The sequence below is a fragment of the Vreelandella sp. GE22 genome, assembly GCF_968212445.1.
Genome location: NZ_OZ309110.1, coordinates 23,087 through 48,878, shown reverse-complemented (window position 1 = coordinate 48,878; position 25,792 = coordinate 23,087). Strand labels below are relative to the sequence as shown.

20 protein-coding genes, 3 rRNA genes and 1 other RNA gene are annotated in these 25,792 nt (G+C 61.1%); 9 read left to right on the top strand and 15 right to left on the bottom strand.

Annotated features, from left to right (window positions below; translation table 11 throughout):
* Window positions 1-61 precede the first annotated feature (61 nt).
* From rrf to ACWHRL_RS00205, 3 genes are all read right to left on the bottom strand, one after another.
* Window positions 62-177, bottom strand: a 5S ribosomal RNA gene (gene rrf / locus ACWHRL_RS00215).
* Between the two features lie 105 nt (window positions 178-282).
* Window positions 283-3,175, bottom strand: a 23S ribosomal RNA gene (locus ACWHRL_RS00210).
* Window positions 3,176-3,465: 290 nt separating this feature from the next.
* Window positions 3,466-4,999, bottom strand: a 16S ribosomal RNA gene (locus ACWHRL_RS00205).
* Together the 16S, 23S and 5S rRNA genes form the textbook arrangement of a ribosomal RNA operon.
* A gap of 543 nt (window positions 5,000-5,542) precedes the next feature.
* Between ACWHRL_RS00205 and pyrB the strand changes: the two genes are divergently transcribed.
* Window positions 5,543-6,568 (top strand): aspartate carbamoyltransferase, encoded by a 1,026-nt coding sequence (pyrB, locus tag ACWHRL_RS00200; RefSeq protein ID WP_447894799.1) that lies wholly within the window; start codon window positions 5,543-5,545, stop codon window positions 6,566-6,568.
* A 65-nt stretch (window positions 6,569-6,633) separates the two neighbouring features.
* Here pyrB and ruvX read toward each other — a convergent pair whose 3' ends face one another.
* The 4 genes from ruvX to ACWHRL_RS00180 all read right to left on the bottom strand — a co-directional run bounded on the left by ruvX (window position 6,634) and on the right by ACWHRL_RS00180 (window position 9,431).
* Window positions 6,634-7,089 (bottom strand): Holliday junction resolvase RuvX, encoded by a 456-nt coding sequence (gene ruvX / locus ACWHRL_RS00195; protein WP_447894797.1) that lies wholly within the window; start codon window positions 7,087-7,089, stop codon window positions 6,634-6,636.
* Window positions 7,089-7,646 carry a YqgE/AlgH family protein gene (locus tag ACWHRL_RS00190; RefSeq protein WP_447894796.1) on the bottom strand — a complete coding sequence of 186 codons (558 nt, stop codon included), beginning with the start codon at window positions 7,644-7,646 and terminating at the stop codon, window positions 7,089-7,091. Before ACWHRL_RS00190 ends, ruvX begins: the two co-directional genes overlap by 1 nt.
* A 70-nt stretch (window positions 7,647-7,716) precedes the next feature.
* Window positions 7,717-8,676 (bottom strand): glutathione synthase, encoded by a 960-nt coding sequence (gene gshB / locus ACWHRL_RS00185; RefSeq protein WP_447894795.1) that lies wholly within the window; start codon window positions 8,674-8,676, stop codon window positions 7,717-7,719.
* Window positions 8,677-8,747: 71 nt separating this feature from the next.
* Entirely contained in the window at window positions 8,748-9,431 is a 684-nt protein-coding gene (locus tag ACWHRL_RS00180) for a CvfB family protein (RefSeq protein WP_447894794.1), read from the bottom strand.
* 155 nt (window positions 9,432-9,586) lie between these two features.
* Between ACWHRL_RS00180 and ACWHRL_RS00175 the strand changes: the two genes are divergently transcribed.
* Together ACWHRL_RS00175 and ACWHRL_RS00170 are read left to right on the top strand one after the other, a co-directional pair.
* Window positions 9,587-11,215, top strand: a complete 1,629-nt coding sequence (locus ACWHRL_RS00175; RefSeq protein WP_447894793.1) for a sodium:solute symporter — start codon at window positions 9,587-9,589, stop codon at window positions 11,213-11,215.
* Window positions 11,208-11,750 (top strand): hypothetical protein, encoded by a 543-nt coding sequence (locus ACWHRL_RS00170; RefSeq protein ID WP_447894792.1) that lies wholly within the window; start codon window positions 11,208-11,210, stop codon window positions 11,748-11,750. The genes ACWHRL_RS00175 and ACWHRL_RS00170 overlap by 8 nt, the downstream gene beginning before the upstream one ends.
* Before the next feature lie 31 nt (window positions 11,751-11,781).
* On the opposite strand, the gene ACWHRL_RS00165 is transcribed toward ACWHRL_RS00170, so the two are convergent.
* The 3 genes from ACWHRL_RS00165 to ACWHRL_RS00155 are packed head-to-tail and all read right to left on the bottom strand — an operon-like array spanning window position 11,782 to window position 13,551.
* Window positions 11,782-12,534 carry a 16S rRNA (uracil(1498)-N(3))-methyltransferase gene (locus tag ACWHRL_RS00165; RefSeq protein WP_447894790.1) on the bottom strand — a complete coding sequence of 251 codons (753 nt, stop codon included), beginning with the start codon at window positions 12,532-12,534 and terminating at the stop codon, window positions 11,782-11,784.
* 22 nt (window positions 12,535-12,556) lie between these two features.
* Window positions 12,557-13,072 (bottom strand): protein-export chaperone SecB, encoded by a 516-nt coding sequence (secB, locus tag ACWHRL_RS00160; RefSeq protein WP_447894789.1) that lies wholly within the window; start codon window positions 13,070-13,072, stop codon window positions 12,557-12,559.
* Window positions 13,073-13,128: 56 nt separating this feature from the next.
* A complete protein-coding gene (locus tag ACWHRL_RS00155; protein ID WP_447894788.1) occupies window positions 13,129-13,551 on the bottom strand; it encodes a rhodanese-like domain-containing protein in 423 nt (140 codons plus the stop codon).
* 257 nt (window positions 13,552-13,808) lie between these two features.
* Here ACWHRL_RS00155 and gpmI point away from each other — a divergent pair, with 257 nt between their 5' ends.
* The 3 genes from gpmI to ACWHRL_RS00140 all read left to right on the top strand — a co-directional run bounded on the left by gpmI (window position 13,809) and on the right by ACWHRL_RS00140 (window position 17,896).
* On the top strand, window positions 13,809-15,374 hold the full coding sequence (gene gpmI / locus ACWHRL_RS00150) for a 2,3-bisphosphoglycerate-independent phosphoglycerate mutase (RefSeq protein ID WP_447894787.1): 1,566 nt from the start codon (window positions 13,809-13,811) through the stop codon (window positions 15,372-15,374).
* Complete coding sequence (locus tag ACWHRL_RS00145; RefSeq protein ID WP_447894786.1) at window positions 15,371-16,528, top strand: murein hydrolase activator EnvC family protein; 1,158 nt, start codon at window positions 15,371-15,373, stop codon at window positions 16,526-16,528. The genes gpmI and ACWHRL_RS00145 overlap by 4 nt, the downstream gene beginning before the upstream one ends.
* Before the next feature lie 66 nt (window positions 16,529-16,594).
* On the top strand, window positions 16,595-17,896 hold the full coding sequence (locus tag ACWHRL_RS00140; RefSeq protein WP_447527288.1) for a S41 family peptidase: 1,302 nt from the start codon (window positions 16,595-16,597) through the stop codon (window positions 17,894-17,896).
* A 15-nt stretch (window positions 17,897-17,911) separates the two neighbouring features.
* Here the strand turns inward: ACWHRL_RS00140 and ACWHRL_RS00135 are convergent, their stop codons facing one another.
* From ACWHRL_RS00135 to ACWHRL_RS00120, 4 genes are all read right to left on the bottom strand, one after another.
* Window positions 17,912-19,168, bottom strand: a complete 1,257-nt coding sequence (locus ACWHRL_RS00135) for a UbiH/UbiF/VisC/COQ6 family ubiquinone biosynthesis hydroxylase (RefSeq protein ID WP_447527287.1) — start codon at window positions 19,166-19,168, stop codon at window positions 17,912-17,914.
* Between the two features lie 51 nt (window positions 19,169-19,219).
* The gene (gene ubiH / locus ACWHRL_RS00130) at window positions 19,220-20,452 is read right to left on the bottom strand and encodes a 2-octaprenyl-6-methoxyphenyl hydroxylase (protein WP_447894785.1); all 1,233 of its coding nucleotides are present in this window, start codon (window positions 20,450-20,452) and stop codon (window positions 19,220-19,222) included.
* 75 nt (window positions 20,453-20,527) lie between these two features.
* Window positions 20,528-21,868 (bottom strand): Xaa-Pro aminopeptidase, encoded by a 1,341-nt coding sequence (gene pepP / locus ACWHRL_RS00125; RefSeq protein WP_447894784.1) that lies wholly within the window; start codon window positions 21,866-21,868, stop codon window positions 20,528-20,530.
* Between the two features lie 13 nt (window positions 21,869-21,881).
* The gene (locus ACWHRL_RS00120) at window positions 21,882-22,460 is read right to left on the bottom strand and encodes a UPF0149 family protein (RefSeq protein ID WP_447527284.1); all 579 of its coding nucleotides are present in this window, start codon (window positions 22,458-22,460) and stop codon (window positions 21,882-21,884) included.
* 175 nt (window positions 22,461-22,635) lie between these two features.
* Between ACWHRL_RS00120 and ACWHRL_RS00115 the strand changes: the two genes are divergently transcribed.
* The 3 genes from ACWHRL_RS00115 (at window position 22,636) to ACWHRL_RS00105 (ending at window position 23,818) form a co-directional block, all read left to right on the top strand.
* A complete protein-coding gene (locus ACWHRL_RS00115) occupies window positions 22,636-22,944 on the top strand; it encodes a cell division protein ZapA (protein WP_447527283.1) in 309 nt (102 codons plus the stop codon).
* A gap of 56 nt (window positions 22,945-23,000) precedes the next feature.
* Window positions 23,001-23,184, top strand: a non-coding RNA gene (gene ssrS / locus ACWHRL_RS00110) — 6S RNA.
* A 4-nt stretch (window positions 23,185-23,188) separates the two neighbouring features.
* Complete coding sequence (locus ACWHRL_RS00105) at window positions 23,189-23,818, top strand: 5-formyltetrahydrofolate cyclo-ligase (RefSeq protein WP_447894783.1); 630 nt, start codon at window positions 23,189-23,191, stop codon at window positions 23,816-23,818.
* Between the two features lie 431 nt (window positions 23,819-24,249).
* Here ACWHRL_RS00105 and ilvA read toward each other — a convergent pair whose 3' ends face one another.
* Window positions 24,250-25,764 (bottom strand): threonine ammonia-lyase, biosynthetic, encoded by a 1,515-nt coding sequence (ilvA, locus tag ACWHRL_RS00100; protein WP_447527281.1) that lies wholly within the window; start codon window positions 25,762-25,764, stop codon window positions 24,250-24,252.
* Between the last annotated feature and the right edge of the window lie 28 nt (window positions 25,765-25,792).

The window sequence follows — 25,792 nt, the reverse complement described above, 5'->3', positions numbered from 1 at the left end:
CTTTTCCTGCGCGCATAAAAAAGCCCCGAACACAAAGTGCTCGGGGCTTTTTCGAAGAGGTGCCTGACGATAACCTACTCTCGCATGGGGAGACCCCACACTACCATCGGCGCGTTGCGGTTTCACTTCCGAGTTCGGCAAGGGATCGGGTGGTTCACGCAAGCCATGGTCGTCAGGCGTAACTTTCAATGTATATCGGCTGACGTTTTGTGATCGTTTCAATGTATCCGGTGCTCTATCGAGCGTCGTTGTCACTACAGGACCAGACCCCTTGGGTGTTATAGGGTCAAGCCTCACGGGCCATTAGTACACGTTAGCTCAACGCCTTGCAGCGCGTCCACACCGTGCCTATCAACCAGCTGGTCTCGCTGGGCCCTTCAGGAGGCTCGAGGCCTCGGGGATGTCTCATCTTGAAGGGGGCTTCCCGCTTAGATGCTTTCAGCGGTTATCCCGTCCGCACATAGCTACCCGGCAATGCCACTGGCGTGACAACCGGAACACCAGAGGTGCGTCCACTCCGGTCCTCTCGTACTAGGAGCAGCCCTTCTCAAACATCCAACGCCCACGGCAGATAGGGACCGAACTGTCTCACGACGTTCTAAACCCAGCTCGCGTACCACTTTAAATGGCGAACAGCCATACCCTTGGGACCGACTTCAGCCCCAGGATGTGATGAGCCGACATCGAGGTGCCAAACACCGCCGTCGATGTGAACTCTTGGGCGGTATCAGCCTGTTATCCCCGGAGTACCTTTTATCCGTTGAGCGATGGCCCTTCCATACAGAACCACCGGATCACTAGAACCTGCTTTCGCACCTGCTCGACGTGTCTGTCTCGCAGTCAAGCACCCTTATGCTCTTGCACTCATTGCACGATGTCCGACCGTGCTGAGGGTACCTTCGTGCTCCTCCGTTACTCTTTGGGAGGAGACCGCCCCAGTCAAACTACCCACCACACACTGTCCTCGATCCGGATAACGGACCCGAGTGAGAACACCAATGATGCCAGGCTGGTATTTCAAGGTTGGCTCCCTCCGAACTGGCGTCCGGAGTTCAAAGCCTCCCAGCTATCCTACACAGGCAACATCAGTATCCAGTGTGAAGCTATAGTAAAGGTTCACGGGGTCTTTCCGTCTAGCCGCGGGTACACCGCATCTTCACGGCGATTTCAATTTCACTGAGTCTCGGGTGGAGACAGCGTGGCCATCATTACGCCATTCGTGCAGGTCGGAACTTACCCGACAAGGAATTTCGCTACCTTAGGACCGTTATAGTTACGGCCGCCGTTTACCGGGGCTTCGATCAAGAGCTTCGCCCAGAGGGCTAACACCATCACTTAACCTTCCGGCACCGGGCAGGCGTCACACCCTATACGTCCGCTTGCGCGTTAGCAGAGTGCTGTGTTTTTACTAAACAGTTGCAGCCACCTGGTATCTTCGACCGGTTCGGGCTGAAGGAGCAAGTCCTCTCACCCTAATCCGGCGTGCCTTCTCCCGAAGTTACGGCACCATTTTGCCTAGTTCCTTCACCCGAGTTCTCTCAAGCGCCTTGGGATTCTCACCCTGACCACCTGTGTCGGTTTGGGGTACGGTCGCATGTCATCTGAAGCTTAGAGGCTTTTCCTGGAAGCGTGGCATCAGTGACTTCCGGATCGTAATCCGTTCGTCTCGCGTCTCGGCTTTAAAGGGTCCCGGATTTACCTGAGACCCAGGCCTACTCGCTTTCACCAGGACAACCAACGCCTGGCTCACCTAGCCTTCTTCGTCCCCCCATCGCAATGACATCCGGTACGGGAATATTGACCCGTTTCCCATCGACTACGCCTTTCGGCCTCGCCTTAGGGGCCGACTCACTCTGCTCTGATTAGCATCGAACAGAAAACCTTGGTCTTCCGGCGGGGGAGTTTTTCACTCCCCTTATCGTTACTCATGTCAGCATTCGCACTCGTGATACCTCCAGCAGACCTCTCGATCCACCTTCATCGGCTTACACGACGCTCCTCTACCGCTCATCCCTAAGGATGAACCCGTAGCTTCGGTACCTGGTTTGAGCCCCGTTACATCTTCCGCGCAGGCCGACTCGACTAGTGAGCTATTACGCTTTCTTTAAAGGATGGCTGCTTCTAAGCCAACCTCCTAGCTGTCTGAGCCTTCCCACATCGTTTCCCACTTAACCAGGATTTGGGGACCTTAGCTGACGGTCCGGGTTGTTGCCCTTTTCACGACGGACGTTAGCACCCGCCGTGTGTCTCCCACGCTGCACTCACCGGTATTCGGAGTTTGCCTCGGGTTGGTAAGCCGGGATGGCCCCCTAGCCGAAACAGTGCTCTACCCCCGGTGGTGATACGTGAGGCGCTACCTAAATAGCTTTCGAGGAGAACCAGCTATCTCCGGGCTTGATTAGCCTTTCACTCCGATCCACAAGTCATCCAAATCTTTTTCAACAGATCCTGGTTCGGGCCTCCAGTTGATGTTACTCAACCTTCACCCTGCTCATGGATAGATCGCCCGGTTTCGGGTCTATATCCAGCGACTGGTCGCCCAGTTAAGACTCGCTTTCGCTACGCCTCCCCTATCGGTTAAGCTCGCCACTGAATATAAGTCGCTGACCCATTATACAAAAGGTACGCAGTCACCCAACAAGTGGGCTCCTACTGCTTGTACGCACACGGTTTCAGGATCTATTTCACTCCCCTCGCCGGGGTTCTTTTCGCCTTTCCCTCACGGTACTGGTTCACTATCGGTCAGTCAGGAGTATTTAGCCTTGGAGGATGGTCCCCCCGTCTTCAATCAGGGTTTCTCGTGCCCCGACCTACTCGATTTCACATGATCAGACTTTCGACTACGGGGCTATCACCCGCTACGGCCGGACTTCCCAATCCGTTCGTCTAGCCATTCACATGCTTAAGGGCTGGTCCCCGTTCGCTCGCCGCTACTGGGGGAATCTCGGTTGATTTCTTTTCCTCGGGGTACTTAGATGTTTCAGTTCCCCCGGTTCGCCTCGTATCCCTATGTATTCAGGATACGATACTGACCTTGTGGTCAGTGGGTTTCCCCATTCAGAGATGTCCGGGTCGCAGGTTGTTTGCCACCTCACCGAACCTTATCGCAGGCTACAACGTCTTTCATCGCCTCTGACTGCCTAGGCATCCACCGTGTGCGCTTCATTGCTTGACCCTATAACCCGAAGGAGTCTGGATCCCGCAATGACAACGATTGCCGGATACGCTTGAAACGTATCACAAAACAATTGCGTATCGAGATCACGCTATAAACACAGCCACCCTAAAGGCACTTGTCTTCATATCGTCATTCGATACTGTCAGCATGATATACATTGTTAAAGAGCGACTGCCATAAGCAGTGATAAGGCATCGCCGAAGGCGATTGACTTATCACTGCTCATTCAACAGCTACTTGATCAGGTAATTCATTGTGAGCGCTTGCCGGGAGAGTGACGCATCGTTTAAGGAGGTGATCCAGCCGCAGGTTCCCCTACGGCTACCTTGTTACGACTTCACCCCAGTCATGAACCACACCGTGGTGATCGCCCTCCAAAGTTAGGCTAACCACTTCTGGTGCAGTCCACTCCCATGGTGTGACGGGCGGTGTGTACAAGGCCCGGGAACGTATTCACCGTGGCATTCTGATCCACGATTACTAGCGATTCCGACTTCACGGAGTCGAGTTGCAGACTCCGATCCGGACTGAGACCGGCTTTCTGGGATTCGCTTACTCTCGCGAGTTCGCAGCCCTTTGTACCGGCCATTGTAGCACGTGTGTAGCCCTACCCGTAAGGGCCATGATGACTTGACGTCGTCCCCACCTTCCTCCGGTTTGTCACCGGCAGTCTCCCTAGAGTTCCCACCATTACGTGCTGGCAAATAGGGACAAGGGTTGCGCTCGTTACGGGACTTAACCCAACATTTCACAACACGAGCTGACGACAGCCATGCAGCACCTGTCTCTGCGTTTCCGAAGACACCCCGGGATCTCTCCCGGGTTCGCAGGATGTCAAGGGTAGGTAAGGTTCTTCGCGTTGCATCGAATTAAACCACATGCTCCACCGCTTGTGCGGGCCCCCGTCAATTCATTTGAGTTTTAACCTTGCGGCCGTACTCCCCAGGCGGTCGACTTATCGCGTTAACTTCGCCACAAAGTGCACAAGGCACCCAACGGCTGGTCGACATCGTTTACGGCGTGGACTACCAGGGTATCTAATCCTGTTTGCTACCCACGCTTTCGCACCTCAGTGTCAGTGTCAGTCCAGAAGGCCGCCTTCGCCACTGGTATTCCTCCCGATCTCTACGCATTTCACCGCTACACCGGGAATTCCACCTTCCTCTCCTGCACTCTAGCGTGACAGTTCCGGATGCCGTTCCCAGGTTGAGCCCGGGGCTTTCACAACCGGCTTGTCATGCCACCTACGCGCGCTTTACGCCCAGTAATTCCGATTAACGCTTGCACCCTCCGTATTACCGCGGCTGCTGGCACGGAGTTAGCCGGTGCTTCTTCTGCGAGTGATGTCTTTCCTGGCGGGTATTAACCGCCAGGCGTTCTTCCTCGCTGAAAGTGCTTTACAACCCGAAAGCCTTCTTCACACACGCGGCATGGCTGGATCAGGCTTGCGCCCATTGTCCAATATTCCCCACTGCTGCCTCCCGTAGGAGTTCGGGCCGTGTCTCAGTCCCGATGTGGCTGATCATCCTCTCAGACCAGCTACGGATCGTTGCCTTGGTGAGCCGTTACCTCACCAACCAGCTAATCCGACATAGGCTCATCCGATAGCGGGAGCCAGAGGCCCCCTTTCTCCCGTAGGACGTATGCGGTATTAGCCTGGGTTTCCCCAGGTTATCCCCCACTACCGGGTAGATTCCTATGCATTACTCACCCGTCCGCCGCTCGTCAGCGTCCAGCAAGCTGGACCTGTTACCGCTCGACTTGCATGTGTTAAGCCTGCCGCCAGCGTTCAATCTGAGCCATGATCAAACTCTTCAGTTTAAAATCATTGTGATTCTTGCCTGCCCCACATACGAAGACGTGACGCAGAGGCGAATCAATCCTGGCTCAAGGTTCAAACGAATTTGAAGAATTCGAAAATTCTTCTTGTGCGCTTGCCTTGATATAAGGTGACTTGTCACCCTCATCGGCAAACGCCCACATGAATTACCTGATCAAATTGTTAAAGAGCGGTTTCGCTTCGACTAATACTTGACTCGATGACCTGAGCCGGTTGCCGTAGCGAGGAAGGCGTATTCTACGCTCATCCTTGAATTTGTCAACCGCCGATTTTGGCGAGTGAAGCGAGCGAACAAAAAAACCGCTAACCTCCTGACAAACCGAGAGTTTTCACTCTCATTCACCGCTGGCAACGCCTTGCGTCCCCGGCAGCGGATGCGTACTTTACGGATTCGAAGGCTTGAGTGCAAGGCCTTTTTGAACAAAATGCTTCGATGGATACAGGAAGCTTATTAAAGCGTTTCGGCAAGGTGCGGGTTGGCGGTTACACTAGCGCTCTCGCCCACCATTTCACCGAGGTCCGTGATGAGCCCCCATCTGCTATCCGTTGACTCATTAAACCGCGAAAGCGTTAACCACCTTTTACGCGTTGCCGCGCAAATGGAGCCCATCGCCAGCCGCCAGCAGGTTACTCGCGTGTTGGAAGGCGCGGTGTTGGGTAATCTGTTTTTCGAAGCCAGTACGCGTACCCGCGTGAGCTTCAACGCCGCGTTTTGTCGTCTGGGGGGCAGCGTGTGCGATACCACCGGCTTTACCTTCTCTTCCATGGCGAAAGGCGAGTCGCTTTACGATACCAGCCGGGTCATGAGCGGCTACTGCGACGCCATCGTGATGCGCCACCCCGACCAGGGGTCGGTGGCCGAGTTTGCCGAGGCAACCAACGTGCCGGTCATCAACGGGGGCGACGGCCCCGGCGAGCACCCAAGCCAGGCGCTTTTAGACCTTTATACGATCGACAAGGAGTTTCAGCGCCTCGGCAAGACGTTAAGCGGTGCGCACATTCTATTGACCGGGGATTTGAAGTACGGCCGCACCGTACACTCGCTGATCAAGCTGCTCTCTTTATATGACCCGCTGCGAATTACGCTGGTCTCGCCGCCGGGCCTGGAGATGCCGACCTCGCTTATCGACCTGGTGACATCCCGCGGCCACCGGGTAGAGACACGCGAACATCTGGGCATGGACTTCAGCGACCTGGACGTGGTGTACACCACGCGGATTCAAAAAGAGCGCTTCACCGAAGAAATGAACGAGGGCTTCAAGGGGCTTTCCAGCGACTTCGTGGTGAACAAGGCGTTTCTGGACCAGTACTGCGGCAAATCCACCATCGTGATGCATCCGCTGCCGCGGGACAGCCGGGCCCAGGCCAACGATCTCGACGTGGATCTCAACGGCGACCCGCGGCTGGCGATTTTCCGCCAGACCGATAACGGCATCCCCATGCGTATGGCCATTTTTGCCACGCTTTTGAAAGTGGATGGGCTGATCGCCGAGGATCTGCGCCCGGTACGCTGGTTCGTGCCCGGCCAAACCGGCACGCTGGATATCTGACGCCCTGGCCATTTGGGTCGTGTAGAAACGACGAGCATTAAAAAGCGCTCTTTAAAGAGCGCTCTTTAGAGCGAAAGCCGCCCGCCGGGTAAGCCTTCCTGGTGGGCGAACCAGCCTTCCAGTATCAGCACGGCGGCAATGCCGTCGACACTCTCTTCACGGTAATTGCCCCGATGCCCCGCCTCCCGGGCGATCGCCTTGGCCTCGCGGGTGGAACCACGCTCGTCGACCATCTCGACCGGTTTGCCAAAGCGCCCGTGCAGGCGGTTGCCGAATTTGCGTGCCCGGGTGCTCATGGCCGATTCGCTGCCGTCCATGTTGAGCGGCAGGCCCACCACCAGCAGATCCGGCTGCCACTCCTTTAATAGCGCCTCGACACGCTGCCAGTCCGGAATGCCGTCCCGGGCACTTAGAGGGTCGAGTTCACGGGCGCTTCTTAAAAGCTCGTTGCCCACCGCTACGCCGATACGCCGCGTGCCGTAATCGAAGGCAAGTATCAGGCGCTGACCCGCCATGGCCATTAGGCGTGTCCTGCATCGCGGGTCATCAGATTAAGGTCGACGCCGAGAATACCGGCGGCGGCGGCCAGCCGCTCAGCGGGCGGGGTTTCGAAAATAACGCCGCCGTCGCCTTCCACGGTCAACCAGCTATTGTCCTTGAGTTCCTCTTCGAGCTGACCCACTTCCCAGCCAGAGCAACCCAAGCAGACCAGAAACTGCTCGGGGCCTTCGCCATCGGCCAGCGCTTTAAGAATATCCATCGAGGTGGTCAGCGCGATATTGTCATCGACCTGGACGCTTGAGTCCCACGCTTGGCTTTCGCCCACATGCAGAATAAAGCCGCGGTCCTTGTGCATCGGCCCGCCGTAGTAAACCGGCGCATTGCGATGGGGGCTGTCGTCTCCGCCCAGCGAGAGCTGCTCGAACAGCGTATCGAGGGTGATATCCATCGGGCTATTGAGAATCACGCCCATGCAGCCGTTGTGATCGTGGTCGCACAGATAGATCAGACTACCGGCGAAGTTGGCATCATCCAGGTGCGGCATGGCCATTAAAAAGTGGTGCTTTAAGCTTTGCATGCGTCTCCTATGGCGCGCGGAAATCCAGCGCGCCTCGCTTGATGTGCAGTAAATCGCGGGTTATTGGGCCTTACGAGGCGAGCCGACGCTCGACGGCGTCCAGTAGCAAGCCTGCGATATCGGTCCCGCGCTGGTCGTCGATTTCGCGCACACAGGTAGGGCTTGTGACGTTGATCTCGGTAATGTAATCGCCGATGACGTCGAGGCCTACGAACATCAGGCCCTTTTCCTTGATGGTCGGCTTGACCTGGTCGATCAGCCAGTGGTCGCGCTCGGTGAGCTCGCGGGCTACGCCACGCCCACCGGCGGCCAGGTTGCCCCGGGTTTCACCGGCAGAGGGAATGCGCGCCAGCCCAAAAGGCACGGGCTCCCCATCCACCAGCAGAATGCGCGTGTCGCCATCCTTGATTTCGGGCAGGTAGCGCTGGGCCATGATCTGGCGCTGACCGCGCAGGGTGAGCTGCTCGATCACCGCGCCGATGTTGCGCCCGTCCGGGCCGATATGAAAGATGCCGGTACCGCCCATGCCATCCAGCGGCTTGAAGATCACATCGCCGTGCTCGGCATGAAACGCGCGCAGTACGTCATCGCGGCTGGCCACGATCGTCGGCGTGCAGCACTCATGGAACTGCTGGGCGAAGAGCTTCTCGTTGCACTGCAAAAGCGCCGGGGTCGGATTGACGATCAGCACGCCTTCACGCTCGGCAAACCCGAGCAGATGCACCGCGTTGATGAACTCGGCGTCCACTGGCGGGTCCTTGCGCATCAAGACCGCATCAAGATCCGACAGCGGACGCGACTCGGTCTCGCCCAGATCGAACCAGTGCGCCGGGTCGTGGTGCACGGTGAGCGCGCGCATGCGTGCGTAGGCTTTGCCCGCCTGCATGAAAAGATCGCCCTGCTCCATATAGTAGAGGGTATAGCCACGCGCCTGGGCAGCCCACAGCATGGCCAGGGTCGTGTCTTTTTTGTAGGCGATGTCGCTGATGGGGTCCATCACGACGCCAAGCTGCAGATTCGATTGACTCATCGGGGCACTATCCATTCATAAACGTAGGGAAGCAGTATGCCGCACTGGTGATACGGCTCCAACCTCAGGGCTCAAGTGCCGGGCACCAGGCGTATTGCATCCGGCGCAAGCGTGATCAGTTGCTGCTTGTAAAGCCGACCGATCGCCTGCTTGAAGGCGCTTTTACTGACCCCCAGGCGCGCCTTGATCGCGTGGGCGTCGCTTTTATCGCCCAGCGGCAGATAACCGCCGCTTTCGCGAAGCGCAACGAGAATTTTCTCGCCCACCACGTCCAGGCGCGCCGCCCCGGGCGGCAGCAGCGAGATATTCACGCGGCCATCCTCACGGCGCTGCTTGACGTAGCCGGTGACCGATTGGCCACGGCGCAGAGGCTTGGTGATGTCGTCCTGATAGATCAGGCCCCAGTAGCGGTGATTGACCACCACTTTCAAGCCAAGATCGGTACGGTCGGCAACGATAATGGCGACTTCCTCGCCGTTTTCAAGGGGGGTGGCGTCGTCGCTCAAAAAGCGGTCCAGCCGCATCGTCGCCACCGGGCGGCCCTGGTCATCCTCGTAAAGCATCACCAGGACGCGCTTGCCAGGGTCGGGGCGAAAGCGCTGTTCGCTATAGGGCAGTAGCACGTCCTTGGGCGGGCCCCAGCGCAGAAACGCACCGGTATTATTGACAGCCGTTACCGTCAGGTAAGCCACTTCCCCTATTTGGGCGCTTGCATCGCTTGCCGACCTGGGGGTTGAGCGCGCGTCGTCAGCCATGAACAGCATCCTCGAAAAATGAGCCCTCATTATGGCGCCTGGCCCGCCCCCGGGCAAAGCCGCCGGAGTGTTTTTACCCAGGCGCGCTTGATTCAATGGCCTTAAGACAACCTGCTATGCTCAAAAAAGACACAACAAAAGGGCAGGAGAGGTATATGCAAGGGTTCACGTTGTTGGATACGGTCGTATTGATCGGTTATATCGCGCTGATCGCCTGGATCGGCTCGCGCTTTGGCAAGGACCAGCACAGTCCCGAAGATTACTTTCTGGGTGGGCGCAAAATACCCAGCTGGGCCATCGGGCTTTCGGTCATGGCGACCCAGGCAAGCGCGATTACCTTTATCGGCGCGCCGGGCTGGGGGTTCGAAGGCGGTCTCGAACGGCTGGTCACCTTCATCAATGTGCCGCTTGCGATGATCGTACTGATCCTGGTGTTCGTCCCGATCTTTCACCGCGCGGGGATTTACAGCATCTACGAGCTTCTGGAGCGCCGCTTCGGCCCGGGTACGCGTACGCTGACCGCGCTTTTGTTTTTGATCGCCCGCGGCCTTGCCACCGGCGTCGTGCTCTATGCCCCGGCACTGGTGCTGGCGGTCGTCACCGGCTGGAGTGTGAACCTCACCATCATCATCATGGCGGTGCTGGCCATCAGCTACACGGTGCTGGGCGGGATTAGCGCGGTGATCTGGACCGACGTCATCCAGATGTTCGTGCTCTGGCTCGGCGCGCTATTGAGCATGATTTTTTTGGTCACGAGCCTCCCCGGCGGATGGAGCGATGTGTTTGCCTTCGGCGCGGACTCTGGCATGTTCAACGCCATCGACCTGTCGCTTGACCCAAGCGTCACCTACTCCCTCTGGGCGGGCCTTTTTGGCGGCTTCTTTCTCCACGTGGCGTACTTTGGTACCGACCAAAGCCAGATTCAGCGTGTGCTCTCGAGCCCCTCGGTGCCGGATGCCCAGCGTTCGCTGCTGATCGGCGGTTACCTGCTCATTCCGCAGATGCTGCTGTTTTTGTTCGTCGGCATCATCCTGGCCGCCTACTACCAGCAAAACGGCCTGACCGCGCCGGAGAACCTCAACGAATTGCTGCCCCGCTACGTGGTCGAGACCTTCCCCTCCGGCATGGCGGGGCTGGTGATCGCCGGAGTGTTCGCCGCGGCGATGTCGAGTCTTGATTCGGCGCTCAACTCGCTCTCGGCGGTCACCGTGCGGGATTTCTACAGCCGCTATATAAAGCCCGATGCAAGCGACACCCACTACCTGAAAGCTTCCCGCTGGGCGACGGTCTTCTGGGGCTTTTACGCCACGCTCTTTGCGTTTTTCGCGGGTAATCTGGGGCCGGTCATCGAGGTGGTCAATCAGGTGGGCTCCTGGTTTTACGGGGCGCTTTTGGGCACGTTCCTGTTGGCGATTTTCAGCCACCGCAGCAACGGCCGGGGCGCCCTGGCAGGGCTCTGCACCGGCATGCTGGCGGTCTGGGCGACCACCGCCTTCATGGACATCTCCTGGCTTTACAACAACACCATCGGCGTGGCGGTGTCGGTCGGCGTGGGCTATTTGGTGAGCCTGACGAGCCCCGCGCCGCAAAGCGAGCAGCTCAGCGATGTCCTCATCGACGAGACCGCCCCGGACATGCAGGCGATCCTTGCCGCCCGGGCCAACAGCGCCCCGGAAGTGGGCTTCGAGGCACGCCTGACCCGGCGGCGCTGCCTGGGGCTCGCGGCGTGGTTTGTGCTGATGCTTGCCCTGCTCGCCTTGCTTCAGGGATGGGCGAATGGATAAGCCTTTAACGCTTGCGCGGCGTATCGACTTCGACGCCGCCCAAAAACGCTTCAAACGCTTGGGCGCCCAGCGCTTCGAGCCGGTCTGGGTGCCGCTCTGGGCATTTGCCTTGGGCACATCGCCCCACACGCCCTGCGCGTGGCTGCTGGCAAGTCTTACCCTGCGCCGACCGATGCTTTTAACCAGTGCCATGCTTGCCAACCAACAAGAGCGCCCCGCCAGGGAACTGGCGCTCGAGGGTAGTGAAGCACCCGCCACCGACGCCGTCACCAGGCAGTGGTTTTGGGAGCGAATGGCCAACCCCAAGCGCTGGAAGGTGCAGCTACTAAAAGGCCCACCAACGCCGCTCTGGCTGCCCTGTTGGCTTGGCTACTCGAAGGGGCGCCAGCACCGCGTGATAGTGCTGAGCGGACTTTCCGGCGAAACCCTGCCGGTACTCAAACCCGTGATACTCGACGGGCTCGAACGGGCGGCACGGCAAAACACGCGCGGTGAACCGCTTTTGGAGAAAGGAAGGATGAAAAGCGAAAGTTGATTCAGAAGGGGTGCATCATGTAAGTAAGCGCTTACATATCGCCAAAGTGGTGCTGAAGAAGGGTCAGCGCAACCACCGGGGCGGTTTCGGTGCGCAGTACCCGCGGCCCCAGGGTCAACGGTGTGAAGCCCATGGCCTGGGCTGCGCTAATATCCTGCTCGGTCAACCCCCCCTCCGGGCCGATCAATAGCGCCGCTCTTTCGGGGCGCTCGATCGAATCGAAGCGGTTGCCGGTGGCCAGGTGCAGCATCAGCCTGAGCGGCTCATCCCGCGCGCCAAGCCAGGCCTCGAGCGCCATGGGCGGATGCACCACCGGCACCGTCGCCCGCCCGCTTTGCTCGCAGGCGCTTTCGGCCACCGCTTGCCAATGGGCGTGCTTTTTGGCTTCGCGCTCGTCTTTCAAGCGCACATCGCCGCGCTGGGTATAAAGCGGGGTGATCGCCGCTACGCCCAGTTCCACGGCTTTCTGGATGGCGTAATCCATCCGGTCGCCCTTGGAGATCGCCTGGCCCAGGTGAACCGCCAAGGGCGACTCGCCTTCGCCTAACCACACGGTTTCGACCTGGGCGATGGTACGCTTGCGCCCGGCCTCGACAAGGCGTACGCCGGCCTCCTGGCCGTTACCGTCGAACAGCACCAGCGGCGCGCCTTCCCCCATGCGCAAAACCCGGGTGACGTGACGCGCCGGCCCTTCCGGTAGCTCCACCCGGGCACCGACGCTGAGCGCGGCGCTCACGTAGAGGCGCGGCATTTTACCGTGCTGAGCGTACCAGTCGGCTTTCATGGCGTGGTCCTGGGCGTGCGACTTAGTGGGTATTTTCGGTAGCGGCCGGATCCTGCTGCGCTTCGCGCTTTTTGCGCTGGGCGTACATGGCCTCGAAGTTGACCGGTGCCAGCATCAGCGGCGGGAAGCCGCCCCGGTTGACCAGGTTATCCACGCACTCGCGGGCGTAGGGGAACAGCAGGTTCGGGCAGAACGCACCGAGGGTCTGGTCGAGCTGCGCGCCTTCGATGCCGGCGATGCGAAAAAGCCCTGCCTGCTCTACTTCGGCCAAAAACGAGGTCGTGCCGGTTTCGCTGTCGTTGACCTGGGCGGTCACCTTCACCACGACTTCATACTGATTTTCGTCGATTTTGGTGCTGGTGGTGTTCAAATCCAGATTGACCTTGGGCTTGAACGACTGCTTGAAGACCGACGGCGAATTCGGCGCCTCGAAAGAGATGTCTTTAACGTAAATACGCTGCAGCGAGAATTTCAGCTGGGGCTTTTCGCCTTCGGCTGCGCCAGCGTCGGCTTGAGGGGCATTGTTGTCTTCCGCCATGGGAGTTCTCCTGATGATTTATACGTTTGAATGAGCTGCGCCGCAGCGCAAAAGGCTTACTTTTTCACCACCGGCAGGCCGTCGGCTTGCCACTGCGCCATGCCGCCCTTGAGCTTGTTGGCGCGCTCGAAGCCCGCCTTGGCGAGCTTGGCTTGAACGGTGCCCGCGCTCTGGCCATGCTTGCACACCACGATGATGGGCTGGTCTTTTACTTTCTCCAGCTCCTTCATGCGGCTGTCCAGGCTGCTTTGGGGAATGTTGCGCGCACCGGCGATATGGCCGGCCTTGAACTCTTTACTCTCGCGCACATCCACCACCACCGCGTCTTCGCGGTTGATGAGCTGGGTGGCCTGCGAGGAGGTCACGGCATGCGTCGACGCATTGCGGGTTTCGTAGACGAGCCACGCCAGCAGCACCAGCAAAAATGCGCCCACCAGCAGGGGGTGGTTCATTACGAATTCGAACAGCTGATCGATCATCGCGAACACAATCTCTTGGTATATGCAAAAAAAGCGGCCAGGCCACTGTCAAACCCGACAAGTATACACGTCACGGACCGGTAAGCGCAGGTCATGACGCCTAACGACTGGCTGCGTTATGATGCCCCAAGCGGGCACGCGCCGCGACCCCCACCAAAAGGGCATGCTGGAAAAGCCACGCAAGCGCACCGCTTTTCCAGCACGTCTTTATTATCGCAGGATGTTTTTACACCACGATCCGACATAACGAGGCTTCAATGGCTACATCGACCCCGCGCCCGGTAGCGCTGATCATTCTGGACGGCTACGGCCACAACCCCGATGCGGCGCACAACGCCGTGGCCGCCGCCAACACGCCGAACATGGACGCGCTCTGGTCATCGCGCCCACACGCCTTCCTTCACACCGACGGCGAACACGTGGGCTTGCCCGAAGGGCAAATGGGCAACTCCGAGGTCGGCCACATGAACCTGGGCGCGGGGCGCGTGGTGTATCAGGACTTCACGCGAATCACCAAGGCGGTCAAGGAGGGCGAGCTCGAACACATCGCACCGCTTACCCGGCCCATCGACGAAGCGGTGGCCAATAACCGTGCGGTGCATCTTTTAGGGCTTTTATCGCCTGGCGGCGTTCATAGCCACGAGGATCATTTTCTCGCCATGGCGGAGCTTGCCGCCAGCCGCGGTGCCAAGCGCATCTACCTGCACGCCTTTCTCGATGGCCGGGACACCGCGCCGAAAAGCGCGCTGGCCTCGATCGAGCGCGCCAATGCCAAGCTTTCCGAGCTGGTCGGGGCGGACAACGGCTTCGTCGCCTCATTGATTGGGCGCTTTTACGCCATGGATCGCGACAATCGCTGGGAGCGCGTGGAAAAAGCCTACCGCCTGCTCACCGACGGTGAGGCCGAGCACACTGCGAAAAGCGCCGAGGCCCTGGTGGACGCCGCCTACGCGCGGGGTGAAACCGATGAGTTCGTCACGCCAAGCCAGGTACGCCCTGCTGATCACGGCGTGACCCTGGAAGACGGCGACGCGGCGATTTTTCTCAATTTCCGCTCCGATCGCGCCCGGGAGCTGACCCGCGCCTTCGTCGACGACGACTTCGACGGTTTCACCCGCCAGCGCCGCCCGGCACTGGCCGGCGAGGGCCTGGTGATGATGACCCAGTACGCCGCCGACATTCCAGCCCCGGCCGCCTTTCCGCCCACGGATTTGACCGATACCCTGGGGGAAGTGGTCGCCAAGCGGGGTTTGAGCCAGCTGCGCATCGCCGAAACCGAGAAGTACCCCCACGTGACGTTTTTCTTCTCCGGCGGCGAGGAGAACGAGTACGAAGGTGAAGAACGCATTCTGGTGCCCTCGCCGCGGGATGTGAAAACCTACGACGAAAAGCCCGAGATGAGCGCTTTCGAGATCACTGACAAGCTGGTCGAGGCGATCGACAGCCACCGCTTCGATTTGATCGTGTGCAACTACGCCAACGGCGACATGGTCGGCCATACCGGCGACTTCGACGCAGCGATGAAAGCCATCGAAACCGTGGACACCTGCGTGGGCCGGGTGGTCGAGGCGATCGAGCGGGCCGGCGGGGCGTGTCTGATCACCGCCGATCACGGCAACGCCGAGCAGATGGTCCACCCGGAAACCGGCGCGCCGCAAACCGCCCATACCACCTTCCTGGTACCTTTGATCTACGTGGGCGAGCGCCAGGCCGCGCTTGAAGAGGGCCGTCTTTGTGATCTAGCGCCGACGCTTTTGACCATGATGGAACAAAACGTGCCCGACGCCATGACCGGCAAGCCGCTGCTTACTTTTTCATCATGATGAAACGCCCCGCCTGCGCCCTGCGCCGCACGCTGCTGAGCACCGGCGTTGTCCTGGCGCTCAGCGCCGGGAGCGCGGCGGGCCAGGACGAGCGCGCCGCTCGGGAGGAGCTCGACGCCCTGGGCCAACAGATCGATTCGCTGGCCACGCGGCTAAGCGAGACAGACCAGGCCCGAGACAGCGCGACCCAGGCGTTGGCGGAGGCGGAAACCGAGCTTTCCAGGACCCACCAGCGCCTGGATACCCTGCAGGCCGAGCGGCGTACCCTGGACGATGAAACCCAGGCCCTGCGCCGCCACCGGGACCGCCTTCAGAGTGAGCGCACCGGCCAGGTGGCGGCGCTCGCCGAGCAGTTCGCCGCGCTCTACCGGCTGGGGCCGACGCCGCAGTTGAAGCTTCTGCTCAATCAGAGCGACCCGGCCCAGCTCGATCGCATGCAGGCCTACCTGAACCGCCTGACCCGGGCGCGCCAGCAAAAGCTCGACGATATTGCCCAGCTGGATAGCGCCCTGGCCGAGACCGAAACCGAGCTTGATGCACGTCAGACACGGCTTGCGGCGCTGACCGATGAGCTCGAGACGCAAAGCGAAAAGCTGGCCGAAACCAGCGCCGAACGCCAAAGTGTGGTGGCTACCCTGGACGACCGCTACGCAAGCGAAGCCGACCGCCTGGCGGATCTCAACCAGACCCGCGAAGAGGCCGAGGCACAGCTTCGCCGCATTCAGGCGGAAATGGCGCGGCTGGCCGAGGCGTCGCCGACCACCCACATCGGCCGTACCCAGGGCGATCTCCCCTGGCCGGTACAGGGGGCGATCAGCGCGGGCTTTCGCGGCCAGGACGGCGTTCACTACAACGGCATCGTCATAGAGGCCAGCGCCAATACGCCAGTCACCTCGGTCCATGCCGGGCGGGTCGTGTTCGCTGACTGGATGCGCGGCTTTGGCAACCTGTTGATCATCGACCACGGCGACCAGGTCATGACCCTCTATGCCCATATGCAGCAGTTCAGCGCTCGGCCGGGCCAACAGGTGAGCCGCGGCGACGAAATCGGCCGGGTGGGAAATAGTGGCGGCCAGAGCCGCGCCGCGCTTTACTTCGAAGTAAGAAACCGTGGCGAGCCAATTAATCCACAGCGTTGGATTGCGCGCCGCTGACGGGATAAGCTGACACGACTATACACGCGGCGTCCTTCACGCCGCCCACTGCCTTGCGGAGTCTGCATGACGCGAACTGTTAACGAGGTAATGGCCCCCGCCAGGCGGCTGATGGTGACGCTGCTACCGCTGGCGCTGCTGGCCGCCCCGCTGCCGCTAACGGCCCAAGGCGTAGACGCGGCCGATCAAGACGAGCTGCCGCTGGAGGAGATCCAAACCTTCGCCGAGGTATTCGAGCGCATCAAGCGCGGCTACGTCGAAGAGGTGGACGACGCCACCCTACTGCGTAACGCCATGCGCGGGCTTTTGAGCGAGCTCGACCCCCACTCCGCTTACCTGGACGTGGACGAGTTCCAGAGCCTACGTGAATCCACCCAGGGCGAGTTCGGCGGGATCGGCATCGAGGTGGGCACCGAAGGCGGCCAGCTGATGGTGATTACGCCGATCGACGATACCCCCGCCTCCCGGGCGGGGCTGCTCGCCCGGGATATCATTTTGACCATCGACGGTACGCCCACCGAGAGCCTGTCGCTGCAGGAAGCCGTCACGCTGATGCGCGGCGAGCCCGGAAGCGAGCTCAACCTGACGATTCTGCGCGCCGGCGAAGAGAGCCCCCGGGACATCACCCTGGCCCGCGAGGTGATACGCAGCGAAAGCGTCAAGCACGAGCTGCTGGAGTCCGGCTACGGTTATCTGCGCATTAGCCAGTTTCAATCGCGCACGCCAGAACAGGCCAGCCAGGCACTCGAGCGCATGGCCCAAAACCAGCCGCTGGAGGGTTTGGTGCTCGACTTACGCAACAACCCCGGCGGCGTGCTGCAGGCCGCGGTGGGCGTGGCGGACCTTTTCCTGGACAACGGGCTGATCGTCTACACCGAAGGGCGTCTCGACAATACCGAGATGTCGTTTTCCGCCAACCCGCAGACCCCGGCTCGGGACATTCCGCTGGTGGTACTGATCAACGGCGGCAGCGCCTCCGCCGCCGAAATCGTGGCCGGTGCGCTGCAGGATCAGCGCCGGGCGGTCATCATGGGCACCGAAAGCTTTGGTAAAGGCTCGGTACAGCAGATCATGCCGCTGGGTAACGGCGAGGGCTTGAAGCTTACGACCGCGCTCTACTACACCCCCAACGGGCGCTCCATTCAGGCCCAGGGGATCACGCCGGACGTAGACGTGGTACGCGGGCGCCTCGAGGTCGCCGAAGGGCGCCGCGAAATTCGCGAAATCGACCTGGAGGGCCACCTGAACAACCAGGCCGGCGCCGCGCGCGAGCGCAGCGGGCTTTCCGAGCGGCTGCGCGACGACTACCAGCTCAGCGAAGCGCTCAATCTGCTCAAGGCCCTCAACGTGGTGGACCGCCGCCGCTAGGCCTTAAGCTTTGGCCTAGCGGCACGTTTGCGGCAGGCGACCCCGCTCCCCGGTCGCCTGGCGCATGATCAACCGTTTGAGGGGCACCGCCTGATTCATACCACTCAGCCCCAGGTTGCGTGCCAGCGTCAGCACCGGCAGGCGGCTGCCAAAAAGTCCCTTGAACCCCTTCATGAGCGCAAGCATAGCAGCGTTGTCCAAACGGCGGCGGCGCTCGAAACGCGAAAGCGTCGAAAGCTCGCCCCAGGGGGCGCCGCGCCGCCAGGCGTACACCACTTCTTCGGCGAGTACCGCGGCATCCATCAACCCCAGATTCACCCCCTGGCCCGCCAGCGGATGAATCGTGTGGGCGGCGTCGCCCACCAGCGCGAAATGTGGCTGTACGTAGGTGTTGGCGTGGCGCTGAATGAGCGGGAAGCGATAGGTTTGATCCAGCACCTCGACGCCGCCCAGCCGATGGCCAAACGATTCGCCAAGCGCCGCCCCCAGCGCCTCCCGAGAAAGCCCTTCCAGGGTGTCCGCGTGCTCGGCCGTGGTCGACCAGACGATCGAGCAGTAGCGTTCGTCGCCGTCGACCGTGAGCGGCAAAAAGGCCAGCGGCCGGCCATCGCTGAACACCTGGCGGGCGCAGCCGCCGTGAGGCTTTTCACAGCGCACGGTGGTCACGACCGCGTCCTGGGCCATGGATTCTTCGGTGGTCTCGATCCCGGCCAGTTCACGCACCGCCGAGCGGGCGCCATCGGCGGCGATCAAAAGCGATGTTTGCAGCGTACGGCCATCCTCGAGCACCAGGTAGCGCCCCTGGGGCGTGGTTTGCAACGCCGTGACCTTAACGCCGTAAAAAAGGCTCAGCGCGGGCAGGCCCAACACCTGCTCGTTGAGCGCGGCCAGCGTGACGCTGTTCTCGACGATGTGGCCAAGCACCGGCGTGCCGGCCTCGTCGGCGGAAAAATCGATGCTGCCGCTGCCCTCGCCGTCCCATACGTGCATATAGCGGTACGGGGTGACCCGTTTGGCGGCCATGGCGGGCCAAGCGCCCAGCTGGGTTAAAAGCCGCTGGGACACCGGGGTCAGCGCGCTTACCCTGGGCGTCGGCGTTGTCACGTCGAGGGTTTTCAAATCGAGCGGCGCGGCGTTGGCCTCGACCAGTGCGGTGCGCATGCCGGCGCTGGCCAAAAGCCCCGCCAGGGCGGTGCCCACCATGCCCGCGCCGACGATGACCGCATCGAACGGCTCGCGGGTGTTGCGCGATGACGCCTGTTGGGTATGCATAACCTTCCTTGTCGTGAGTGGTAGAGGGTGGGCCGTGGATGACCGGCCGATTTAGCGCTCGAGGCCCATGGCGCGACGCGCCAGGCTGCGCCTCAGCGGGCCGATGAGATTGAGGCCGATCAACCCCGCGGCGCGGGCGTGAGGCAGCAGCGGAAACGAGGCGCCAAAAAGGCGCACGAGACTGTCGCTAAAGCGGATCACGTTGGTGCGATCTCGGGCCCGGCTCTGCTCGAAGGCGAGCAGGGTGTGCATATCACCGAGCCCCCGGCCCTGCTGCGTGCCCTGCTCGAGCGCTTCGACCAGGTCCATCACCGAGCGCAGCGCCAGGTTAAACCCCTGGCCCGCCACCGGGTGCAGCGCGTGGGCGGCGTTGCCCAGCACCGCAAGCCCCGGGCGAACCGGCTCCCTGGCGGTGACCAGAGACAGCGGGTAGCTAAAGCGCTTGCCCACTTTGGTAAAGCGGCCCACCCGGTCGCCAAAGGCGCGCTGTAGCTGATCCAAAAACGCCCCGTCATCGAGCGCCATGCGCGCGTGCTCGGCACCGTTTTCATGGGTCCAGATCAGCTCCATGGCCTGGTTGGGCAACGGCAACAGCGCAATCGGCCCTTCGTCCGTGAAGCGCTCGAACGCCACACCGTGATGAGGCTCGCTAATGCCTACGTGGGTAATCAGCGCGGTCTGCTCGTAGGAGCGCCGCTGGCTTTCGATGCCCAACTGCTCCTTGAGCCCGGACCGCCCGCCATCCGCCAGCACGGTCAACGCGGCGTGAAGCGAGTCGCCGGTCGACAGCGTCAGCCGATGGCCACCGCCGTCGGCGGCCATGGTGTCGACCTTCGCCGGGCAGTACCAGTCGATAGGCAGCTCGCCCAGTTTTTGATGCAGCACCTGGCCCATCCAGGCATTGGGGATAACGTAGCCCAGGGCGTCGACGCCCAGCTCACTAGCATTGAGGCGCGTGGCGCCCAAACGGCCGCGCTCGCTGATATGAATACGCGAGATCGGTGAGGCCTCCTGCTGCATCGCCGCCCACACGCCGAGCTCGCGAAAGCGCTGCGCGGAGCCGGCGGCGATGGCACTGGCCCGGGCGTCGAAACTCGGCTGCCAGGTGGGCGCCTGGTCCGGGGACGAAAGCGCAGTGGCCTCGACGATCGCCACGCTCAAACCATGACGCTCGATCAGCGGCGCCAGCGCGCAGCCAAGGCTTGCCCCCACCAGCCCGCCACCCACGATCACGATATCGTAAGCAGCCGTTTTTGAAGCTTTTTCAGACGCCTTCGTGGGCATTAAGCGGCCTCCCTAAGCCATTCGTAATTTCGTAACGTAACTTACATAAAGATATTTTCTGACGTTTTAATCTGGTTACTTATTCGCCATTAACGCTTCGATATCAGCAACCTGCTTGGGCACGTCTGTGGTGAGCACCTCGCCGCCGGTTTCGCTCACCGCGACGTTATCCTCGATACGAATACCGATACCGCGATAGGACGCCGGGATATCGTCGTCGTCGGGCACGTAAAGGCCAGGCTCCACGGTAACGACCATGCCCGGTTCGAGCGGGCGCGGCGTTTTTTCATCCAGCCGGTAGGTGCCGACATCGTGAACGTCCAGGCCCAGCCAGTGCGAGGTGGAGTGCAGATAGAAGCGCCGATAGCTTTCATCCTCGATGCGCGCCTGCACATCGCCTTCGAGAAGCCCGAGTTCGACCAGGCCGCGGGTCAAATCCTCGACCACGTTAGCGTGAATAGCGGCCAGGGTGGCGCCGGGGACCACGTCGGCCACGGCGCGCTCCTGGGCCTTGAGCACCACCTCGTAAAGTGCGCGCTGCGCCTCGTTGAAGCGCCCGCTGACCGGGAAGGTACGGGTAATGTCGCCGGCGTACAGGTCGAACTCGGCGCCGGCGTCGATCAGCACCAGCGAATCGCGCGTAAGCTCGGCGCTGTTTTCAATATAGTGCAACACGCAAGCGTTAGCGCCGCCGCCAACGATGGTGCTATAGGCCGGGCCGCTGCCACCCTGCCAGACGAACTCGTGCTCGAGCTCGGCCTGAAGCTGGTATTCGAAAAGCCCGGGCGTACAGGTGCGCATGGCCCGGCAATGGGCGCGGGCGGAAATCGCGCAGGCATGGCGCAATAGCGCAAGCTCCGCCGGGCTTTTGACCAGCCGCTGGGCGTGGATCAATTCGCGGCTATCGAGCCAGCCCTTGAGCGCGGGCAAACCGCGGCGCTTGCCCGCTTGCGCGCTCGCCAGCGCCTCTTCGGCGATGGCGAGCGCTTCGGGCTGATCCAGCGGCGCGTAGAGCAGCGTGCGCCCTTCGAGCAGGCCGGCCAAACCCTCTTCGCACTCGACGTTCTCGAAGGCTTGATCGATATCGTGGTGCGCCACTACGCCGCTGGCACCCAACCGGCGGCCGGTCCAGGCCTCCAGGGTAGCGTCGCGGTCCTGGCAGAACACCACGCTTTGCCCCGCCTCCCGGCCAGGCAGCAGCAACAGCAGCGCGTCGGGCTCGGTGATGCCGGTCAGATAATAAAAGTCGCTTTGCTGGCGAAAGGCGTACTCGCTGTCGTTGGAGCGGGTCGCAAGCGAAGCGCCGGGAACGATCACGGCGGCATCGTCGGGGATCTGCGCCATCAGCGCCGCGCGGCGGGCGCGGTATTCGTCGTTGGCGATCGCGGCGGGGCGCGCAAGCATCTCGGGTAACATCAAAACTCCTTGATCAGTGAACCGGGGCGTCGGTCTGCTCTACCTGGGGCTGGCCCGGGTGCTGCTCGGTGTAGAGCATCATCGCGGCCATGCGCGCATGCTCGCTCAGCGCGAACAGATCGTTCTCGTTTTCCGGCGAGTCGTCGATGTCCGAATCGATCTGGCCAAAGTTCGATAGATCGTCGATCGCCTCGGCGAGCGGCTGCGACCAGCGCTTTTTGAGCGCCTCATCGGCCACCTCGTCGATGACCTCCATAAAGCCTAGCGCCCACTCCTTGAGCGCCTGGGCCTGCTCGCCGAGGGAGAAAAGCTCGTCGGGCAAAAGCGGCGCGTAGTTCAAGTCGCTGGCGCTTAATGCCTCCAGAGTTTGCCGGCGCCAGCCAAGCAACCGCTCGGCGCTTGGCTCGTCTTTGGGCTGCTCGACCCCCAGGCTCATACAAACTTCATCGAGCCAGGCCTCGGCGCTGACATCGCGAAGCGCCAGAAGCGCGCAAAGCCGCCCGTCGAGGAACGCGGGTGACTGCATGCTGCCGTGAAGAAGAAAGACGTCGGCCACGTCGGAAAAGTCCTGGCGCTGTTCAATGAGGGACATGGTGTTCTCGCTTTTACGCTTTAAAAAATGGGCAAGGGGCCGACATGAAACACCCGAGCGGGCGAGTGCGCGTTGACCCCGCGCAAGTGGCTCTCTTATAGTGAACGCCGACCTGCCTTCCTATACCGTGATGTTAACGCATTCGGGCCCTGACGTGCCCGTGCCGGAGCCTTCGATGAGTAACGCCAAGCGGCCAACCAAAGAAATTACCCTGCTGGGTCGCGGCTACATGATCGCCTGCGACACCGGCGAACAAGCCAAGCTTGAACGCGCCGCTCGCTACCTGGACCGCGCCATGCAGGGCATCCACAAGCAAAGCAGCGTGCTGGGCAGCGAGCGCATCGCCATCATGGCGGCGCTGAATATCACCCACGAGCTTCTCGAGGCGCTTGACGAACACAAAGCGGGCGAGGCGAGCCTGAACCGGCTGCACGACCGGCTGGAGCGTGCCTTACAAGGTACCCGCCCGGCGGAGCAGCCCTAGGGCAAACCGTTAAGCCCGGGTCTATGGCATCGGGCCTGGCTCTGTTAAGATAAGCGGGTTCTCTGGAGTGTGCGCCAGTCGTTATAGTCCCTCGAGCCTATGCGATGTACCCAGGGGGCCAAATGCTAGCCAGACCCGTGTGCATGTCCGTGCGTCGGAAAGCCTGACGGTCTGGCTGCGGCCACCCACTCTGAACCAGTAGGTTCAGGGCCAGAATGACAGCGGCACTCTGGGGAACCCTATTTTGAACGACCACACCGTGATCGACGCCCAACGTTTTGATAAAAACGCCCTGCGCCGCGAACTTCGCCGCAGACGGCGCAGGTTGAGCGAAGCGCAGCAGCAAAAAGCGGCCACCGCGCTTTGTCAGCGTCTCAAACACCTTCCCGAACTTCAGCGCGCCAGCCGCGTAAGCCTCTATCTGCCCGTAGGCGGCGAAATCGACCCGACCCCGCTACTTGGCTGGTTGGCCAAGCGCCGCGTGCAGGTCTACCTGCCGGTGCTACGCCCGCTAAGCCACAATGCGCTCTGGTTCGTTCGCTTCGACGACGATACCCCCATGGTCGAGAACCGCTTCGGCATCCGCGAGCCCTGCACCCGTTTTGGCGCCAGGCGCCACAACCGGCTGCCCGCCTGGGCGCTGGATACGCTCATCGTGCCCCTGGTGGGCTTCGACGCTCAGGCCAACCGCATGGGCATGGGCGGCGGCTTCTACGACCGAACCCTCGCCTTCATGCGCCGCAAAGGCCCAAAGCCCAACCTGATCGGCGTGGCTCACGCCTGTCAGCAGGTGAACGAACTAGCCGTCGAGGCCTGGGATATCCCGTTGAACGCGGTGGTGAGCGATCGAGGGATCGCACGGCGTAGCTCATGAACGAAAAAACGAACGAAAAAAAGGGCTGATAGAAATCAGCCCTTTTTTTAAGCGTGTGTGTCAGCGGTTGGTTGCATCATACCCGGCGCTGACCTTGCCAGTGGCGATCAGCTCCCTGCCAATGCCTGGGCGTATCCGGTGGCCAGTACGCCTAGAAGAAAAACCACCGTTAACGCCATCACCACATCGGGCTTTTTACGCCGCATGCCTTGTCTCCAACGTCTTTATTCGTTGCCAATGCTTTAAAGCGCGCCATCTGGCTGTCGTATCAAGAGATGGCCCACTTGACTAATTTTCAAAGCCGACTATAGAGCCAAGAGCGGGCAGCTGACAATAGCTCAAAGAGCCCTTTTTAGGGCTTATTTAAACGTTTTAACACATTCCAGACGCTTGTGTGCTCTGATACGCAAAGTTAGTGAATACTTACACCGCTACGCCATGAAGAGCTTGTAGGCCGGGTTGTCACTCTCCTGCCAGTAGCGATAGCCAATGGCGTCCAGATACTCGGCCACGTGGGTGCGGTCGATGCTGGGCACCTGCATACCGACCAGCACGCGCCCGTAGGCGGCGCCGTGGTTGCGGTAGTGAAACAGCGAAATGTTCCAGTCGTGGGGCAGCTGGGTGAGAAAGTTCATCAAAGCGCCGGGACGCTCGGGGAACTCGAAACGGTAAAGCTCTTCCTCGAAACGCTCGCTGGGCCGCCCGCCGCTTAGGTGGCGAATGTGCAGCTTGGCAAGCTCGTTATCGGTGAGATCCTCGACCTGGTAGCCGCCCTCCGTCAGCCGGTCGATCACGGCCTGGCGGTCCTCCCCGCCGGGTTTGACCTGAACGCCGACGAAAATATGGGCGTCACTGTCATCGGCGTAGCGATAGCTGAACTCGGTGACCATGCGCCGACCCAAAGTACGGCAGAACTTCTTGAAACTGCCGGGCTTCTCTTCGATGGTGACCGCCAAAATCGCCTCGCGCTGCTCGCCGAGTTCAGTACGCTCGGCGATATGCTGCAATCGATCGAAGTTGGTGTTGGCACCGGAGTTGATGCACAAAAGCGTTTCCCCCTCGGCGCCGGTTTGTTGCACGTACTTCTTGAGCCCAGCCAAAGACAGCGCCCCGGAGGTTTCCGACACCGCCCGGGTGTCCTCGAAAATATCCTTCACCGCCGCGCAGATCTCGTCGGTATTGACCGTGATCACGCCGTCGATCAGGGTTTTGGCCAAGCTAAACGGCACCTCGCCGATCTGCGCCACCGCCACGCCTTCGGCGAAGGTGCCGACCTGGTCGAGCACCACGCGCTCGCCGGCCTCGAGCGCGGCCTTCAGGCACGCGCTGTCCTCGGCCTCGACGCCGATCACCTTGATGTCCGGGCGCAGATATTTCACGTAGGCGGCCACGCCGGCGATCAAACCGCCGCCACCTACCGGCACGAAAATCGCGTCCAGCCGTCCGCTATGCTGGCGCAGTATCTCGACGCCGATGGTGCCCTGGCCTGCCACCACGTCGATGTCGTCAAAAGGCGGGATGTAGGTGTAGCCGTGCTCCTCGATTAGCATTTGGGCGTGGGCGGCGGCATCGGCGAAAGCGTCGCCCTTGAGCACCACGCGGGCGCCGCGGGAGCGCACCCCCTGGACCTTGATCTCCGGGGTACTGCGCGGCATCACGATGGTCGCCTTCACGTTCATCAGCTTCGCCGCCATGGCCAAGCCTTGGGCGTGGTTGCCGGCGGAGGCGGCGACTACGCCTTTCGCCTTCTGCTCATCGGATAGCTGGGCCATCTTGTTGTAGGCGCCGCGAATCTTGAACGAGTACACCGGCTGCAGGTCTTCACGCTTGATCAAAATCTGGTTGTTGAAGCGGCGCGACAAAAAGGGAGCGGCAGAGATAGGCGTTTCGCAGGCGGCCTCGTAGACGCGGGCCTGCAGAATCTTTTTGACGGTAGCTTCGAGCATGCGGATATCCAGATTGTGAAACGGCCCG

Excerpts from the sequence above, each read along its gene's own strand:
- ACWHRL_RS00180 (WP_447894794.1), bottom strand. The coding sequence starts at position 9,431 with ATGGCTGACGACGCGCGCTCAACCCCCAGGTCGGCAAGCGATGCAAGC.
- ubiH (WP_447894785.1), bottom strand. The coding sequence starts at position 20,452 with ATGCCCACGAAGGCGTCTGAAAAAGCTTCAAAAACGGCTGCTTACGAT.
- ACWHRL_RS00155 (WP_447894788.1), bottom strand. The coding sequence starts at position 13,551 with ATGATCGATCAGCTGTTCGAATTCGTAATGAACCACCCCCTGCTGGTG.
- ACWHRL_RS00190 (WP_447894796.1), bottom strand. The coding sequence starts at position 7,646 with ATGCAAAGCTTAAAGCACCACTTTTTAATGGCCATGCCGCACCTGGAT.
- gshB (WP_447894795.1), bottom strand. The coding sequence starts at position 8,676 with ATGAGTCAATCGAATCTGCAGCTTGGCGTCGTGATGGACCCCATCAGC.
- secB (WP_447894789.1), bottom strand. The coding sequence starts at position 13,072 with ATGGCGGAAGACAACAATGCCCCTCAAGCCGACGCTGGCGCAGCCGAA.
- ilvA (WP_447527281.1), bottom strand. The coding sequence starts at position 25,764 with ATGCTCGAAGCTACCGTCAAAAAGATTCTGCAGGCCCGCGTCTACGAG.
- pyrB (WP_447894799.1), top strand. The coding sequence starts at position 5,543 with ATGAGCCCCCATCTGCTATCCGTTGACTCATTAAACCGCGAAAGCGTT.
- ACWHRL_RS00120 (WP_447527284.1), bottom strand. The coding sequence starts at position 22,460 with ATGTCCCTCATTGAACAGCGCCAGGACTTTTCCGACGTGGCCGACGTC.
- pepP (WP_447894784.1), bottom strand. The coding sequence starts at position 21,868 with ATGTTACCCGAGATGCTTGCGCGCCCCGCCGCGATCGCCAACGACGAA.
- ruvX (WP_447894797.1), bottom strand. The coding sequence starts at position 7,089 with ATGGCCATGGCGGGTCAGCGCCTGATACTTGCCTTCGATTACGGCACG.
- ACWHRL_RS00170 (WP_447894792.1), top strand. The coding sequence starts at position 11,208 with ATGGATAAGCCTTTAACGCTTGCGCGGCGTATCGACTTCGACGCCGCC.
- ACWHRL_RS00135 (WP_447527287.1), bottom strand. The coding sequence starts at position 19,168 with ATGCATACCCAACAGGCGTCATCGCGCAACACCCGCGAGCCGTTCGAT.
- ACWHRL_RS00115 (WP_447527283.1), top strand. The coding sequence starts at position 22,636 with ATGAGTAACGCCAAGCGGCCAACCAAAGAAATTACCCTGCTGGGTCGC.
- ACWHRL_RS00145 (WP_447894786.1), top strand. The coding sequence starts at position 15,371 with ATGATGAAACGCCCCGCCTGCGCCCTGCGCCGCACGCTGCTGAGCACC.
- ACWHRL_RS00165 (WP_447894790.1), bottom strand. The coding sequence starts at position 12,534 with ATGAAAGCCGACTGGTACGCTCAGCACGGTAAAATGCCGCGCCTCTAC.
- ACWHRL_RS00175 (WP_447894793.1), top strand. The coding sequence starts at position 9,587 with ATGCAAGGGTTCACGTTGTTGGATACGGTCGTATTGATCGGTTATATC.
- gpmI (WP_447894787.1), top strand. The coding sequence starts at position 13,809 with ATGGCTACATCGACCCCGCGCCCGGTAGCGCTGATCATTCTGGACGGC.
- ACWHRL_RS00140 (WP_447527288.1), top strand. The coding sequence starts at position 16,595 with ATGACGCGAACTGTTAACGAGGTAATGGCCCCCGCCAGGCGGCTGATG.